Raw genomic sequence first — 14,647 nt, 5'->3', positions numbered from 1 at the left:
TTACGAGATCACCACCTTCACGATGCCGGTGAGGGCGATCTGGGCTAGGGAGAGGGGGACGAGGAGGGTCCAGGAGAGCTTTTGCAGCTGGTCCTCGCGCAGGCGGGGGTAGGTGACGCGCAGCCAGATCACGACGAAGGCCAGCACTGCCGTCTTCAGGAGGGTCCAGACCCAGCCCAGGCCGTCGGCGGCCCAGGGACCGTGCCAGCCGCCCAGGAAGAGGACGGTGGTCAGGCCGCACAGGACGACGATTCCGGCGTATTCGGCGAGGAGGAAGAGAGCGAAGCGGAGGCCGGTGTACTCGGTGTAGGCGCCGAAGATGATCTCCGAGTCGGCCACCGGCATGTCGAAGGGGGGCCGCTGGAGTTCGGCGAGGCCGGCCACGAAGAAGACGATCGCGCCGACGATCTGCCAGGGCAGCCACCACCACTGGAAGGCGTCGAGGATGCCGGGGATCGAGACGGTTCCGGCGGCCATCGCGACCGAGGCCGCGGTGAGCAGCATCGGGAGTTCGTAGGCGAGGAGTTGGGCGGCGGTGCGCAGGCCGCCCAGGAGGGAGAACTTGTTGGCCGACGCCCAGCCGGCCATGAGCGAGCCGAGGACGCCGACGCCCATGACGGCGAGGACGAAGAAGATGCCCGCGTCGACGACCTCGCCCACGGCGCCGTCGCCCGGGCCGATCGGGATGGCGAGGAGGACGAGAAGGTACGGAAGGAGGGCGACGGCGGGGGCGAGCTGGAAGACTCGGCGGTCGGCGTCGGCCGGGACGACATCTTCCTTCTGCGCGAACTTGACGCCGTCCGCGACGAGTTGGGCCCAGCCGTGGAAGCCGCCGGCGTACATCGGGCCGAGGCGGCCCTGCATGTGGGCCATCACCTTGTGTTCGGTCTGACCGACGATCAGGGGGAAGGTGAGGAAGACGACGAAGACGATCAGGAGTCGCAGGGCGACGTCGAGCGCGTCGTTCACTGCGAGCCTCCTGAGGGGTTCTCGGGGGTGGGGTTCTCGGGGGTGGGGTTCTCGGGGGTGGCCTCTTCAGGGGCGGGGGGTTCGGCCGGGTCCGTGGCCTTCGGGGTGGGTTCGTCGAAGGCGGGGCGGGCGTGGTGCCAAGGGGCGTCGGCCGTGGGTGGTGTCTCGGGAGCCTCGGTCGCCGGTGGCCGTGGGCGCTGGGAAGCCGATCCCTGGCTCGCGCTGCGCGCTCGACGGGGTGCGGTGGGCGTGCCCGTCGTGGGCGTGCCCGTCGTGGGCGTGCCCGTCGTGGGCGTGCCCTCCTCAGATGCACCCCCCGCGGGTGCACCCTCGGTCGCCGGGGGCCGGGCTTCCTGGGGCTGGGCTGTCGGGGTCTGGCTTGTCGGGGTCTGGCTTGCCGAGCCGTCCGAGGCTGTTCGGGTGCGGCGTACCGGGCGGTCGCCTGTGGCTCGGGCGGTGGCGGCGCGGGCCGGGCGGGTCGGGGCCGGGGGGAGCTGGCCCTTCAGGGGGCCCCACTCGTTGGGGTCGGGGACGCCGGGCGGGAGCATCTGGCGGCGCTTGGGCCCACCGTGTTCCGACTCCCCCGGTTCCTTCGCGCCCGGCCAGGCCTTCGCGACGCGGGCCGCGAGGACGAAGTCCTTGCGGAGGGGGTGGCCCTCGAAGTTCTCGGGGAGGAGGAGGTGGTCCAGGCCGGGGTGGCCCTCGAAACGTACGCCGAACATCTCGTGGGTCTCGCGTTCGTGCCAGGCGGCGCCCGCGTAGACGTTCACGAGGGAGGGGAGCACAGGGGACTCGTGCGGGACTGTCGTCCGTACGAGGAGTCGGCGGACCGGGGTGAGGGCGACGACGTGGGCGGCGACGCGGAAGCCGGTGCCCGGTTCGTCGACCGCGCTGAGCCAGTCGAAGTAGGTGCAGGAGAGGAGGTCGCGTGCTGTCAGCAGGGCCGAGGTCCAGGATGCCGGGGGGACGTCGACGGTCAGGACGTCGTAGGACTCCTCGGCCGTGGACTCCGTACCGAAGAGTTCCTCGGTGGGGGCGGGCAGCCAGCCGGTGGTCGTCATCTGCCGGCCTCCCCCGCAGCCGGCGGCTTCACCAGGGGGCTCTGGAGCGCGGCCGGGGACGGGCGCGCCGCCTGTCCGGACGCGTACCGCTCACCCAGGGACTCGCGGGCGATCTTCTCCTGGAGTTTGAGGATGCCCTGGAGCAGCGCCTCGGGGCGGGGCGGGCAGCCGGGGACGTACACGTCGACCGGGATGATCTGGTCGACGCCCTTCGTCACGGAGTAGGAGTCCCAGTACGGGCCGCCGCAGTTGCTGCACGCACCGAAGGAGATGACGTATTTGGGTTCGGGCATCTGTTCGTACAGGCGCCGTACCGCTGGGGCCATCTTGTCCGTGACCGTGCCGGAGACCACCATCAGGTCGGCCTGGCGCGGTCCGGGGGCGAAGGGGATCACGCCGAGGCGGATGAAGTCGTGACGGGCCATGGACGCGGCGATGAACTCGATCGCGCAGCAGGCGAGGCCGAAGTTGAAGACCCAGAGCGAATAGCGGCGGCCCCAGTTCAGGACCACCTTCATGGGCTCGGGGGCCAGGCGGGCCAGGGCGCCCAGGCGCTTCGGCTCCGGCAGCAGCACGGGCGCGGACACAGGCGTGGGCGCCGGCTCGGAGGCCGGGACCGGCGCGGGCGCGGCGGGCTCCAGCGGGTTCGTTTCTGGCGTCACGTCCATGTCAGGACGCCCTTCTTGTATGCGTAGAGCAGGCCAACGGCCAGGAAGCCGAGGAAGACGAACATCTCGACGAGGGTGGCCGCGCCGTAGCCGGGGGCCGCGAAGACGGTCGCCCAGGGGAACAGGAAGATCGAGTCGACGGCGAAGATGACGTAGAGGAAGGCGTAGACGTAGTAGCGGACCTGGGTGTGGGCCCAGCCCTCGCCGACGGGGTCGACACCGCACTCGTACGTGAGGAGTTTCTCGGGGGTCGGGACCACGGGGCGCAGCAGTCGGCCCGCCCCGAAGGCGACCGCGACGAAGAGCACGCCGACGGCGGCGAGCAGTCCTACGACGGAGTAGGAGTGGAAGTACTCCGACGCTGCGATGTGTTCCGGGTACTCCGTGTACCCCGTCGTGGCTGCGGCGGTCGGTACCGGCATGTCCGTCCCTCGCTCCCTGGCCTCGTGAGATCTGTCGGAGATCCGTACGGACGGGAGTCTAGGGCCTGCTAAAGAGACCGTAAGCAGCCCGTCACACATGGCCATGCCCGAGATCGCGTACAAGGTGGGGTTTTCCCCCGGGTCGCGGGGCGGCCCGCCTCATGGCGCCGTCACGCGGCGGCGGGCAGGCTGGCGGGCATGACCGCACGTATGACCGCCACCAGCGCGGAAACCGAGGGCGAACGACTGCCCCCTGTCCGTTTCGCCCTCGACCCGCGCACGTGGAAGGAGATCGTTCACCTCCTGGCCAACCTGCCGATGGCGTTGTTCGGGTTTGTGTACGTGGTGACCGTCGTGAGTGTGGGTTCCTTCCTCACCCTCACGGTGATCGGTCTTCCGATGCTCGCCGCCGGGCTGCTGGGCGCACGTGTGCTGGGCCGGTTCGAGCGGGCGCGGGCCAGGGCGTTGCTCGGGGTTCAGGTGGACGAGCCGAGTCCGCTGCCGCTGGGGGGCGGGCGGGGTGGCCGAGGCCGGAAGCTCGGGTTCTTCGGGCGGATGATGCTGGCGCTGAAGGACCCGGTCGGCTGGCGCACCATGCTGTACGACTTCGTCCGGCTGCCGTGGGGCGTCTTCACCTTCTCCCTCGTGCTCGTGTCGCTTTTCGTGCTGTGGCCGGTGCTGCCGTTCCTGGCCCGGGGGCTCACGAACGTGGACCGGGCGATGGTGCGCGGGCTGTTGTCCCCCTCCGACGAGCTGGAACGCCGTATCGCCGAACTGGAGTCCGACCGGGGGGTCGTCGTCGACACCGCCGCCGCTGATCTTCGGCGTATCGAACGCGATCTGCACGACGGGGCGCAGGCCCGGCTCGTGAACCTCGCGATGGGGCTCGGGCTGGCCAAGGAGAAGCTGCTCGAGGGGCAGGCCGACGAACACGTGGCCGCGATGGTCGAGGAGGCGCACGGCGAGGTGAAGCTCGCGCTGCAGGAGCTGCGGGATCTGGCGCGCGGGATCCATCCGGCCGTACTGACCGACCGCGGGCTGGACGCGGCGCTGTCCTCGGTGGCCTCGCGGTGCACCGTGCCGGTGCAGGTGACCGCCGATCTGCCGGCCAGGCCGGCCGCCGCCATCGAGGGGATCGCCTATTTCACGGTCTCCGAGCTGCTCCAGAACATCAGCAAGCACAGCGGTGCGCGGAACGCGTCTGTCGACGTCTGGCGTACCGACGACCGGCTGCTGATCCAGGTCTGGGACGACGGGCGCGGCGGGGCTCGGCTGGACGGCGGTACGGGGATGGCGGGGCTGGCGGAGCGGCTGGGCGCGGTGGACGGGCTGTTCGTCATCGAGTCGCCCGAGGGCGGGCCCACGACGGTCACGGCCGAACTGCCGTGGCGGGAACGGGTCGAGGCGTAGGTGTCCGGGCGTAGGTAGGGAAAACCCCCGGGGGAAGACGCCTACGTGCTCCATGGTCCGTGGGGCTCGGTGCGAGCAGGCTGATGGCAGACGAGCCGATCAGGCGATCAGACATCTGACATCTGACCAGACGACCAGACGACCAGTGGAACGGACGGGGACCATGACCATGGAGTACGGGCAGGGGTACGGGCAGCGGGGCGGCCCCGGGGCCGGATTCCACGGGGCGGCCGACGGGGGCGCCGGGCAGGGGCGGCGGCCCCGGTTGCCGGCCGCCCTGCGGGCGCCCGTCGAGGCGCGGAGTTGGCGGGAGCTCGGCTATGTGCTCCTGAGCCTGCCGGTCAGCGTGCTGATGTTCTCCTACGCCTTCACCTTTGCGCTCACCGGTTCGATTCTCCTCATCACCTTCCTCGGGATTCCGGTGCTGGCCCTGGGTCTGGCCGGGTGCCGGGGATTCGGCGTGCTGGAGCGGAAGATGGCGCGCGGGCTGCTCGGGCTCGAGATGCCGGAACCGGAGCCGGTGCGTGCGCGCAAGTCCGGGGCGACGGGCTGGATGGGGGCCGTGCTGAAGAGCGGTACCTCGTGGCGGCATCTGCTGTTCTCGGTGCTGCATCTGCCGTGGGCGATGTTCTCGTTCATGGTCGCGGTGACGTTCTGGGTGTACGGCTGGGCGCTGCTCACCTACCCGCTGTGGTTCTGGCTGTTCCCGATGTACGGCGGACAGGACGGTCTCCAGCTGTACGGCGACGAGACCCACAACATCTACCTCGACAACCCGTTCGAGATCACGGTGACCGCGCTGGTCGGGCTGCTGTTCACCATGGCCACGCCCTGGATCGTGCGGGCGCTGACCCTCGTGGACCGGCTGATGGTGCAGGGGCTGCTCGGGCCGTCGCGGCTGGCGAAGCGGGTCGTCGAGCTGGAGTCCGACCGGGGGGTCGTCGTCGACACCGCCGCCGCTGATCTTCGGCGTATCGAGCGGGATCTGCACGACGGGGCGCAGGCCCGGCTGGTGGCCCTGGCAATGGATCTGGGCCTCGCGAAGGAGAAGCTCACGGAGGATCCGCGAGCCGCGGCGCGCATGGTGGACGAGGCGCACGGCGAGGTGAAGACGGCGTTGCAGGAGCTGCGGGATCTGGCGCGCGGGATCCATCCGGCGGTGCTGACCGACCGTGGGCTGGATGCGGCGCTGTCCGCGGTGGCTTCCCGGTGTGCGGTGCCGGTGCGGGTGGAAGTGGATCTGGCGGAGCGGCCGGCGGCGGCGATCGAGGGGATCGCGTACTTCACGGTGTCGGAGCTGCTGCAGAACGTGAGCAAGCACGCGCGGGCGTCGGGTGCGTCGGTGGATGTGTGGCGGGTGGAGAACCGGCTGATGCTGCAGGTGGTGGATGACGGGGTGGGGGGCGCGGATGCCTCCGGCGGGTCCGGGTTGGCTGGGCTGGCGGGGCGCCTCGACGCGGTGGACGGGATTCTGGTGGTGGATTCGCCGGTGGGTGGGCCCACCCGGGTTACGGCGGAGCTGCCGTGGAGGGGGTGACCAGTTCCTGGATGAGCCAGTTCCTGGATGCGCCAGTGCCTGGATGAGCCAGTTCCTGAGGGATCACCCCAAGACGCCCCTTCGCGCTGAACGCGCTCGTTCTCGAACGCCGGACGCCGGACAGGTCGGCAGTGCGATGCTGGTCCCTGGTGTTCGGACGGGGCATGGGGGGCCGGGATCGTGGAGGACAGGGTGCGGGTGGTCATCGCCGAGGATTCGGTGCTGCTCAGGGAGGGCCTGACCAGGTTGTTGACCGACCGCGGACATGACGTCGTCGCCGGGGTGGGTGACGGGGGCGCGCTGATCAAGACCATCACCGAGCTCGCCGCGCAGGACGAGCTCCCGGACGTGGTCGTGGCGGATGTGCGGATGCCGCCCACCCATACGGACGAAGGGGTCCGGGCCGCCGTACAGCTGCGGAAATCGCATCCGGAGCTCGGTGTGCTCGTGCTGTCGCAGTACGTGGAGGAGCGGTACGCGACCGAGCTGCTCGCCGGGTCCAGCCGGGGCGTGGGGTATCTGCTGAAGGACCGGGTCGCCGAGGTGCGGGAGTTCGTGGACGCGGTGGTGCGGGTCGCCCAGGGGGGTACCGCGCTCGATCCGGAGGTCGTGGCCCAGCTGCTGGGCCGCAGCCGTAAGCAGGACGTACTCGCCGGGCTCACCCCCCGGGAGCGTGAGGTGCTGGGGCTCATGGCCGAGGGCCGGACCAATTCGGCCGTCGCACGGCAGCTCGTCGTCAGTGACGGTGCCGTCGAGAAGCACGTCAGCAACATCTTCCTGAAGCTGGGGCTGTCCCCGAGCGACGGCGATCACCGGCGTGTTCTGGCCGTTCTGACCTACCTCAACTCGTGATCACCTGACACCGTGTCAGCGTCGGGGCGGCAATTCATGACAACTCGGGGCGCCCAACCGTCTCAAACAGGCGTCCATCATGCGATCGTCAAGGGAAGGTCGCCCTTACCGACGTACTGTTGATCCTGGGAGGGTCCGCGGGAGGACCGCTCCCAGGCCGCCGCCTCGAAGGAGGTCCAGTTCAGTGACCAGCCAGGTCAGCAGTCCAGCGGACAGTTCAGCGGAGAAGGCCGGCTCTGAGGTCGGAGCCGTTGTGGGAGAACAGCGCAACGCGGCGGGCGTCAAGGCCGTACGCCGCCTCGATCGGGTGATTATTCGGTTCGCGGGGGACTCCGGGGACGGGATGCAGCTCACGGGGGACCGCTTCACCTCCGAGACCGCGTCCTTCGGGAACGATCTGTCCACTCTGCCGAACTTCCCGGCCGAGATCCGAGCGCCCGCAGGCACCCTGCCGGGCGTTTCGTCTTTCCAGCTGCATTTCGCCGACCACGACATCCTGACGCCGGGGGACGCGCCGAACGTGCTCGTGGCGATGAATCCGGCCGCGCTGAAGGCGAACCTCGCCGATGTGCCGCGCGGCGCGGAGATCATCGTCAACACGGACGAGTTCACCAAGCGGGCCATGCAGAAGGTGGGGTACGCGGCCAGTCCGCTGGAGGACGGTTCGCTCGACGGGTACAGCCTGCATCCGGTGCCGCTGACCACCCTCACGGTGGAGGCGCTCAAGGAGTTCGCGCTCTCCCGCAAAGAGGCCGAGCGCAGCAAGAACATGTTCGCGCTGGGGCTGCTGTCGTGGATGTACCACCGGCCGACCGAGGGCACCGAGAAGTTCCTGGCGGCCAAGTTCGCCAAGAAGCCCGAGATCGCGGCCGCCAACCTCGCCGCGTTCAGGGCCGGTTGGAACTTCGGGGAGACGACCGAGGACTTCGCCGTCAGTTACGAGGTCGCGCCGGCCTCGACCGCGTTCCCCACCGGCACCTATCGCAACATCTCCGGGAACCTGGCCCTGTCGTACGGGCTCATCGCGGCCAGTCAGCAGGCTGATCTGCCCCTCTACCTGGGCTCCTATCCGATCACGCCGGCCTCGGACATCCTGCACGAGCTGAGCAGACACAAGAACTTCGGGGTCCGCACCTTCCAGGCCGAGGACGAGATCGCCGGGATCGGGGCCGCGTTGGGCGCCGCCTTCGGCGGGTCGCTGGCCGTCACCACCACCTCCGGTCCGGGCGTGGCGCTGAAGTCCGAGACCATCGGGCTCGCGGTGTCACTGGAACTGCCCTTGCTGGTCATCGACATCCAGCGGGGCGGGCCCTCCACCGGGCTGCCGACCAAGACCGAGCAGGCCGATCTCCTTCAGGCCATGTTCGGCCGCAACGGCGAGGCGCCGGTTCCGATCGTGGCTCCGCGCACACCCGCCGACTGCTTCGACGCCGCCATCGAGGCCGCCCGTATCGCCCTCACCTACCGCACTCCGGTCTTCCTGCTCTCCGACGGGTACCTCGCCAACGGCTCCGAGCCCTGGCGCATCCCCGAGGTCGACGAACTCCCCGATCTGCGGGTGCGGTTCGCGCAGGGGCCCAACCACACCCTTGACGACGGCACCGAGGTTTTCTGGCCCTACAAGCGGGACCCGCAGACCCTCGCCCGCCCGTGGGCCATCCCCGGCACCCCCGGACTCGAACACCGTATCGGCGGCATCGAGAAGCAGGACGGCACGGGCAACATCTCGTACGACCCGGCCAACCACGACCTGATGGTCCGTACCCGGCAGGCCAAGATCGACGGCATCGACGTACCGGATCTGACGGTCGACGACCCGTCCGCCGCGGCCGACACCCTGGTGCTGGGCTGGGGTTCCACCTACGGGCCGATCACCGCGGCGGTACGCCGGCTGCGGACGGCCGGAGAGGCGATCGCGCAGGCCCATCTGCGCCACCTCAATCCGTTCCCACGCAATCTCGGCGAGGTGCTCAGGCGCTACGACAAGGTCGTGATCCCCGAGATGAACCTCGGCCAGCTCGCCACGCTGATCCGGGCGAAGTACCTGGTGGACGCCCACTCGTACAACCAGGTCAACGGTATGCCGTTCAAGGCCGAACAGCTCGCCACGGCTCTCAAGGAGGCCATCGATGGCTGAGACGTCAGCGGAAGGCGCCGCCACCGGCTCGATCGAGGCACTCACTCTGGTGCCCAAGGCCGAGGCCAGGCAGTCCATGAAGGACTTCAAGTCCGACCAGGAGGTGCGCTGGTGCCCCGGCTGCGGGGACTACGCGGTCCTCGCCGCCGTCCAGGGTTTCATGCCCGAGCTGGGGCTGGCGAAGGAGAACATCGTCTTCGTGTCCGGGATCGGGTGCTCCTCCCGCTTCCCGTACTACATGAACACCTACGGGATGCACTCCATCCACGGCCGCGCGCCCGCGATCGCCACCGGGCTCGCCTCCAGCCGACGTGACCTGTCCGTGTGGGTCGTCACCGGTGACGGCGACGCCCTCTCCATCGGCGGCAACCACCTGATCCACGCCCTGCGGCGCAACGTCAACCTCAAGATCCTGCTCTTCAACAACCGGATCTACGGGCTGACCAAGGGCCAGTACTCGCCCACCAGCGAGGTCGGCAAGATCACCAAGTCGACGCCCATGGGGTCGCTGGACGCGCCCTTCAACCCGGTGTCGCTGGCGATCGGCGCGGAGGCGTCCTTCGTCGCCCGTACCGTCGACTCCGACCGCAAGCACCTCACCGGCGTGCTGCGCGAGGCAGCCGCGCACCCTGGCACAGCCCTCGTCGAGATCTACCAGAACTGCAACATCTTCAACGACGGCGCCTTCGAGGTCCTCAAGGACAAGCAGCAGGCCGAGGAGGCGGTGATCCGGCTGGAGCACGGGCAGCCGATCCGCTTCGGGGCCGACGGCGCCAAGGGTGTCGTACGGGACCGGGCGACCGGCGATCTGAAGGTGGTCGCCGTCACCGCCGAGAACGAGGGCGAGGTGCTCGTGCACGACGCGCACACCGCGTCCCCGACCACCGCGTTCGCGCTTTCCCGGCTCGCCGACCCGGACACCCTGCACCACACACCCATCGGCGTCTTCCGCTCCGTCGACCGGCCGGTCTACGACACGCAGATGGCCGAGCAGCTCGACACGGCGATTGTCCAGAACGGCAAGGGCGACCTCGGAGCACTGCTCGCCGGCGGGGACACCTGGACCGTCGTCGGATAGAAAGACGATCGGAAAGGGCTACGAGTGACTACTCGGCCCGGGCCTTCTCGGCCCGGGCCTCGTCGTATGCCCGGCGGGCCGCCTCGACGTCCGGCATGCGCTGCGCCGTCCAGCCGGCCAGGGCCTTGACCTGGGCGGCGGCCTCGCGGCCGAGGTCGGTGAGCGAGTAGTCGACGCGGGGCGGGATGACCGGCTTCGCGTCCCGGTGGACCAGACCGTCGCGCTCCAGCGTCTGGAGGGTCTGCGTGAGCATCTTCTCGCTGACCCTGCCGATGGCCCGGCGCAGCTCGCTGAAGCGGTACGGGCGCTCCAGCAGCTCCAGGAGGACGAGCACACCCCAGCGGCTGGTGACGTGCTCCAGGACGACGCGGTGCGGGCACATGCCCTCGAGCTCGCCGCCTCCTCCCACCCTTCCCGCTCCCGTTCCCGCTCCTGTTGCCGCTCCTGTTGCCGCTCGTGCTCCTGCTGCCGTATTCACCGGCGTGATCACTGCTGCGCTTACTCCCATGTGAGTACCTTACTTCAAAGTGGGTACTTTCCAAGAGTTAGCGCTTCTCCTAAGGTTAGTGCCAGTCCTCACCCGCACAAGGAGAAACGCAATGAGCATCGTCGTCACCGGAGCCACCGGCCAACTCGGTCGCCACGTAGTCGAGCAGCTGCTGGAGAAGGTTCCGGCCGACCAGATCACCGCCGTCGTGCGCGACGCCGAGAAGGCCTCCGGCTTCGCCGCCCGCGGTGTGAAGATCGCGATCGCCGACTACAACCAGCCGGAGACCTTCGACGGTGTCATAGCCGCCGGCGACAAGGTGCTGCTCATCTCGGGCAACGAGTTCGACAAGGGCCGCGTCGGCCAGCACAAGGTCGTCATCGAGGCCGCCAAGGCCGCGGGCGCCGCGCTGCTCGCGTACACCAGCGCCCCGGGCGCCCTGACGGCCGCGCTCGCCGACGACCACCGCGGCACCGAGGCGGCGATCTTCGAGTCCGGCCTCCCGTACTCCCTGCTGCGCAACGGCTGGTACAACGAGAACTACACCGAGCAGCTCGCCGTCGCCCTCGAGCACGGTGTCACCCAGGCCGCCGGCGAGGGCCGGGTCGCCTCCGCCGCGCGCGCCGACTACGCCGGTGCCGCTGTCGCCGTGCTGACCGGCGAGGGCCACGAGAACTCGACGTACGAGCTGAGCGGCGACACCGCGTGGAGCTTCGCCGAGTACGTCGCCGAGGTGTCCAAGCAGTCCGGCAAGGACGTCGCCTACAACGCCGTCTCCGCCGAGGTCCTGACCGGCATCCTCGTCGGCGTCGGCCTGCCCGAGGGCCTCGCCGCGACCCTCGCGGGCGTGGACGTCGCCATCGAGCAGGGCCAGCTGGCCGGCACCCCCGGCGACCTGTCCCGCCTGACCGGCCGTCCGACCACGCCGATCGCCGAGTCGATCGCCGCCGCGCTCAAGGCCTGACCCCAGTACCCCTCGGGGGCGCGCACTCCCCCGTCACGCCCCCGAGGACGCTCAGGAAGCCGACCCCCGGCTGTCATGACCGTATGCCGATACGAACATGACAGCCGGGGGCGCTCGGCGTTACCGTCGTGAGCGCGGATCCATATGGTCATGCGCTGATACGAGGGGAGATGCCGGTGGCCGGCAAGCCGACGGGTGAGCAGCGCACGGGTCTGCTGAACGGCTTCGCCGCGTACGGCATGTGGGGCCTCGTCCCGCTCTTCTGGCCGCTGCTGAAGCCGGCCGGGGCGGCCGAGATCCTGGCCCACCGGATGGTGTGGTCCCTCGCCTTCGTCGGCGTCGCGCTGCTGGTACTGCGCCGCTGGGCCTGGGCCGGCGAGTTGCTGCGGCAACCGCGCAGGCTGGCGCTGATCACGGTCGCGGCGGCGCTCATCACGGTCAACTGGGGCGTCTACATCTGGGCCGTGAACGCCGGGCACGTGGTCGAGGCCTCCCTCGGCTACTTCATCAACCCGCTCGTGACCATCGCCATGGGCGTGCTCCTGCTGAAGGAACGGCTGCGGCCCGCGCAGTGGACCGCGGTCGGCGTCTGCCTGGCCGCCGTACTCGTACTGACGATCGGCTACGGCCGGCCGCCCTGGGTCTCCCTCTGCCTGGCCTTCTCCTTCGCCACGTACGGCCTGGTGAAGAAGAAGGTCAACCTGGGCGGACTGGAGTCGCTGACCGCGGAGACCGCGGTCCAGTTCCTGCCCGCGCTGGCGTATCTGCTGTGGCTGAGCGGACAGGGCGAGTCGACCTTCGGCACGGAAGGCGCCGGACACGCGGCCCTGCTCGCGGCGACCGGCGTCGTGACCGCGCTCCCGCTGGTCTGCTTCGGCGCGGCGGCGATACGGGTGCCGCTGTCGACGCTGGGGCTGCTGCAGTACCTGGCGCCCGTCTTCCAGTTCCTCCTCGGCGTCTTCTACTTCCACGAGGCCATGCCGCCGGAACGCTGGGCCGGGTTCGCGCTGGTGTGGCTGGCCCTGATCCTGCTGACGTGGGACGCGCTGCGGACGGCTCGGCGGGGGGCGCGGGCGCTCAGGGCGGAGGTCGAGTCGGCGGTGCCGGCTCCGCCGGGGGTGGGGGTCGCGGTGGATGACGTGGTGGAGGCCGCGGTGGACGACGTGGTCGAGGCCGCGTCGCAGGACGTGCGCCGCTGACGGCGGGCGTTGCAGCGGGTGACGCCGGGCCGTTGTCAGTGGGCCACGTTATAAGTGGTTCTCATGACAGAGACGCCCGCGCAACCCCTCTCCCCCACCCCCGTCCACTGGAAACTGGTCGTCGACTGCGCCGATCCGCACGCGCAGGCCGACTTCTGGGGCGGGGCGCTCGCGTACACGGTCGAGGACCACAGCGCGCTGGTCGAACGCCTGCTGGGCGCCGGAGCCGTACCGGCCGAGCTGACCGTCGAGTCGCACGGCCGGCGCGTCTGGCGGGATCTGGCCGCCGTACGGCATCCCGGCGACCCGTACCAGGAGGACAGCGGGACCGGGCTCGGGCGACGGCTGCTGTTCCAGCGCGTCCCGGAGCCGAAGACGAGCAAAAACAGGCTCCATCTCGATCTGCACCCGGGCCCGGACCGGCGCGCGGCGGAGGTGGAACGGCTGACAGGGCTGGGGGCGACCGTGCTGCGGGAAGTCCGTGAGGCGGGTGGGGAGTGGGTGGTGATGACCGATCCGGAGGGAAACGAATTCTGCGTGCACTAGCCATGGGCATGACCACCATGTCCACCATGCCCACCCCGATCCCCTTGTCCAGACGCATATCCACATCCGTCCGATATGCGAAACCCCTGTCCAGATAGCGCTCTTGACGAACTGTTAGCCAGAGCTTCACCATCCAGGCACCCATCCACTGTGGAATCCCTGGGATTCCCAAGGAAATCGGAGCCCCCCACATGAAGCTCTCGGTTCCCGGACGTGTCACAGCCACCGCTGTGGCCGCCACCCTCCTCGCCGGCACCGCGCTCCTCACCACGGGCACAGCCGCCGGCGCCGCCTCCGCACCGGACGTCAGGCTCGCCGCCGCGCCCGACCTGCCCGTGGCCAACGTCAAGGCGCATCTGACCCAGTTGCAGTCCATAGCCACCGCCAACGGCGGCAACCGGGCGCACGGAAGAACCGGCTACCGCGCCTCGCTCGACTATGTGAAGGCCAAACTGGACGCGGCCGGATTCACCACGACCATCCAGCAGTTCACCGCGTCGAGCCGTACCGGCTACAACCTGATCGCCGACTGGCCCGGCGGCGACACCAACCAGGTGATCATGGCGGGCTCGCACCTCGACAGCGTCACCGCCGGCGCCGGGATCAACGACAACGGGAGTGGCTCCGCCGCCGTCCTGGAGATCGCGCTCGCTGTCTCCCGCGCCCAGTACCAGCCGACGAAGCACCTGCGATTCGCCTGGTGGGGAGCGGAGGAGCTGGGCATGGTCGGCTCCAAGTACTACGTCAACAACCTCTCCTCGGCGAACCGTGCGCGCGTCAAGGGCTATCTGAACTTCGACATGATCGGCTCACCGAACCCCGGCTACTTCGTCTACGACGACGACCCGACCATCGAACGCACCTTCAAGGACTACTACGCCGGTATCGGCGTCGCGACCGAGATCGAGACCGAGGGCGACGGCCGCTCCGACCACGCGCCCTTCAAGAACGTGGGCATCCCCGTCGGCGGTCTGTTCAGCGGCGCCGACTACATCAAGACGGCCGCGCAGGCGGCCAAGTGGGGCGGTACGTCGGGCCGGGCGTTCGACCGCTGCTACCACTCGTCCTGCGACACGACGGCCAACATCGACGACACCGCCCTCGACCGCAACAGTGACGCTGCCGCGTACGCCGTGTGGGAGTTGTCGAAGTAACCCGCACAGTTCACGGTCCAACTCCCCCGTACCGCGCTGACGATGGCATCGTACGGATGCCAAGATCGGTACCGCTGTACATCAGTACGCCGGTACATCAGTACGCCGATACGTCAGTACGTCGGTACGGGGGAAGGAACGTCAATGCGCAGGGCTGGTACGA

The 14,647-nt window shown here is 69.5% G+C and carries 14 protein-coding genes; 9 read left to right on the top strand and 5 right to left on the bottom strand.

The window, feature by feature from the left end:
- Genes ABZ855_RS03180 through ABZ855_RS03165 form a run of 4 tightly spaced genes read right to left on the bottom strand, consistent with a single transcriptional unit; the run spans position 1 to position 3,120 of the window.
- On the bottom strand, positions 1–969 hold the full coding sequence (locus ABZ855_RS03180; protein WP_360800015.1) for a complex I subunit 1 family protein: 969 nt from the start codon (positions 967–969) through the stop codon (positions 1–3).
- Entirely contained in the window at positions 966–2,030 is a 1,065-nt protein-coding gene (locus ABZ855_RS03175) for an NADH-quinone oxidoreductase subunit C (RefSeq protein ID WP_360800012.1), read from the bottom strand. Before ABZ855_RS03175 ends, ABZ855_RS03180 begins: the two co-directional genes overlap by 4 nt.
- Positions 2,027–2,698: an NADH-quinone oxidoreductase subunit B family protein gene (locus ABZ855_RS03170; RefSeq protein ID WP_360800009.1), complete on the bottom strand. Its 672-nt coding sequence runs from the start codon at positions 2,696–2,698 to the stop codon at positions 2,027–2,029. Before ABZ855_RS03170 ends, ABZ855_RS03175 begins: the two co-directional genes overlap by 4 nt.
- Complete coding sequence (locus ABZ855_RS03165) at positions 2,689–3,120, bottom strand: NADH-quinone oxidoreductase subunit A (RefSeq protein ID WP_319206536.1); 432 nt, start codon at positions 3,118–3,120, stop codon at positions 2,689–2,691. The genes ABZ855_RS03170 and ABZ855_RS03165 overlap by 10 nt, the downstream gene beginning before the upstream one ends.
- Positions 3,121–3,318: 198 nt before the next feature.
- On the opposite strand from ABZ855_RS03165, the gene ABZ855_RS03160 reads away from it, so the two are divergent.
- The 5 genes from ABZ855_RS03160 to ABZ855_RS03140 all read left to right on the top strand — a co-directional run bounded on the left by ABZ855_RS03160 (position 3,319) and on the right by ABZ855_RS03140 (position 10,134).
- Positions 3,319–4,530: a sensor domain-containing protein gene (locus tag ABZ855_RS03160; RefSeq protein WP_360800005.1), complete on the top strand. Its 1,212-nt coding sequence runs from the start codon at positions 3,319–3,321 to the stop codon at positions 4,528–4,530.
- 163 nt (positions 4,531–4,693) lie between these two features.
- Positions 4,694–6,067, top strand: a complete 1,374-nt coding sequence (locus ABZ855_RS03155) for a sensor domain-containing protein (RefSeq protein ID WP_360800002.1) — start codon at positions 4,694–4,696, stop codon at positions 6,065–6,067.
- 192 nt (positions 6,068–6,259) lie between these two features.
- On the top strand, positions 6,260–6,919 hold the full coding sequence (locus tag ABZ855_RS03150; RefSeq protein ID WP_360800288.1) for a response regulator transcription factor: 660 nt from the start codon (positions 6,260–6,262) through the stop codon (positions 6,917–6,919).
- Positions 6,920–7,103: 184 nt separating this feature from the next.
- A complete protein-coding gene (locus tag ABZ855_RS03145) occupies positions 7,104–9,056 on the top strand; it encodes a 2-oxoacid:acceptor oxidoreductase subunit alpha (protein ID WP_360799999.1) in 1,953 nt (650 codons plus the stop codon).
- Complete coding sequence (locus ABZ855_RS03140; RefSeq protein ID WP_360799996.1) at positions 9,049–10,134, top strand: 2-oxoacid:ferredoxin oxidoreductase subunit beta; 1,086 nt, start codon at positions 9,049–9,051, stop codon at positions 10,132–10,134. The genes ABZ855_RS03145 and ABZ855_RS03140 overlap by 8 nt, the downstream gene beginning before the upstream one ends.
- Positions 10,135–10,162: 28 nt before the next feature.
- Here ABZ855_RS03140 and ABZ855_RS03135 read toward each other — a convergent pair whose 3' ends face one another.
- Positions 10,163–10,516: a helix-turn-helix domain-containing protein gene (locus tag ABZ855_RS03135; protein ID WP_360800285.1), complete on the bottom strand. Its 354-nt coding sequence runs from the start codon at positions 10,514–10,516 to the stop codon at positions 10,163–10,165.
- A gap of 217 nt (positions 10,517–10,733) precedes the next feature.
- Here ABZ855_RS03135 and ABZ855_RS03130 point away from each other — a divergent pair, with 217 nt between their 5' ends.
- From ABZ855_RS03130 to ABZ855_RS03115, 4 genes are all read left to right on the top strand, one after another.
- Positions 10,734–11,585, top strand: coding sequence for an NAD(P)H-binding protein (locus tag ABZ855_RS03130; protein ID WP_360799993.1), 852 nt, complete (start codon positions 10,734–10,736; stop codon positions 11,583–11,585).
- 176 nt (positions 11,586–11,761) lie between these two features.
- A complete protein-coding gene (gene rarD / locus ABZ855_RS03125) occupies positions 11,762–12,784 on the top strand; it encodes an EamA family transporter RarD (protein WP_360799990.1) in 1,023 nt (340 codons plus the stop codon).
- Between the two features lie 63 nt (positions 12,785–12,847).
- Positions 12,848–13,330: a VOC family protein gene (locus tag ABZ855_RS03120; protein ID WP_360799987.1), complete on the top strand. Its 483-nt coding sequence runs from the start codon at positions 12,848–12,850 to the stop codon at positions 13,328–13,330.
- 191 nt (positions 13,331–13,521) lie between these two features.
- Complete coding sequence (locus ABZ855_RS03115) at positions 13,522–14,484, top strand: M28 family metallopeptidase (RefSeq protein ID WP_360799984.1); 963 nt, start codon at positions 13,522–13,524, stop codon at positions 14,482–14,484.
- Positions 14,485–14,647: the final 163 nt, after the last annotated feature.

This window comes from Streptomyces sp. NPDC047042, assembly GCF_040644035.1.
Classification (GTDB): domain Bacteria; phylum Actinomycetota; class Actinomycetes; order Streptomycetales; family Streptomycetaceae; genus Streptomyces.
Note: the sequence above shows the minus strand (reverse complement) of the source record. Positions and strands in the feature narration are given on the sequence as shown.

What these genes read in the sequence shown, in the direction of transcription:
- ABZ855_RS03175 (WP_360800012.1), bottom strand. Translation starts at nt 2,030, where the DNA reads ATGACGACCACCGGCTGGCTGCCCGCCCCCACCGAGGAACTCTTCGGT.
- ABZ855_RS03170 (WP_360800009.1), bottom strand. Translation starts at nt 2,698, where the DNA reads ATGGACGTGACGCCAGAAACGAACCCGCTGGAGCCCGCCGCGCCCGCG.
- ABZ855_RS03165 (WP_319206536.1), bottom strand. Translation starts at nt 3,120, where the DNA reads ATGCCGGTACCGACCGCCGCAGCCACGACGGGGTACACGGAGTACCCG.
- ABZ855_RS03160 (WP_360800005.1), top strand. Translation starts at nt 3,319, where the DNA reads ATGACCGCACGTATGACCGCCACCAGCGCGGAAACCGAGGGCGAACGA.
- ABZ855_RS03155 (WP_360800002.1), top strand. Translation starts at nt 4,694, where the DNA reads ATGACCATGGAGTACGGGCAGGGGTACGGGCAGCGGGGCGGCCCCGGG.
- ABZ855_RS03140 (WP_360799996.1), top strand. Translation starts at nt 9,049, where the DNA reads ATGGCTGAGACGTCAGCGGAAGGCGCCGCCACCGGCTCGATCGAGGCA.
- ABZ855_RS03135 (WP_360800285.1), bottom strand. Translation starts at nt 10,516, where the DNA reads ATGTGCCCGCACCGCGTCGTCCTGGAGCACGTCACCAGCCGCTGGGGT.
- ABZ855_RS03130 (WP_360799993.1), top strand. Translation starts at nt 10,734, where the DNA reads ATGAGCATCGTCGTCACCGGAGCCACCGGCCAACTCGGTCGCCACGTA.
- ABZ855_RS03120 (WP_360799987.1), top strand. Translation starts at nt 12,848, where the DNA reads ATGACAGAGACGCCCGCGCAACCCCTCTCCCCCACCCCCGTCCACTGG.
- ABZ855_RS03115 (WP_360799984.1), top strand. Translation starts at nt 13,522, where the DNA reads ATGAAGCTCTCGGTTCCCGGACGTGTCACAGCCACCGCTGTGGCCGCC.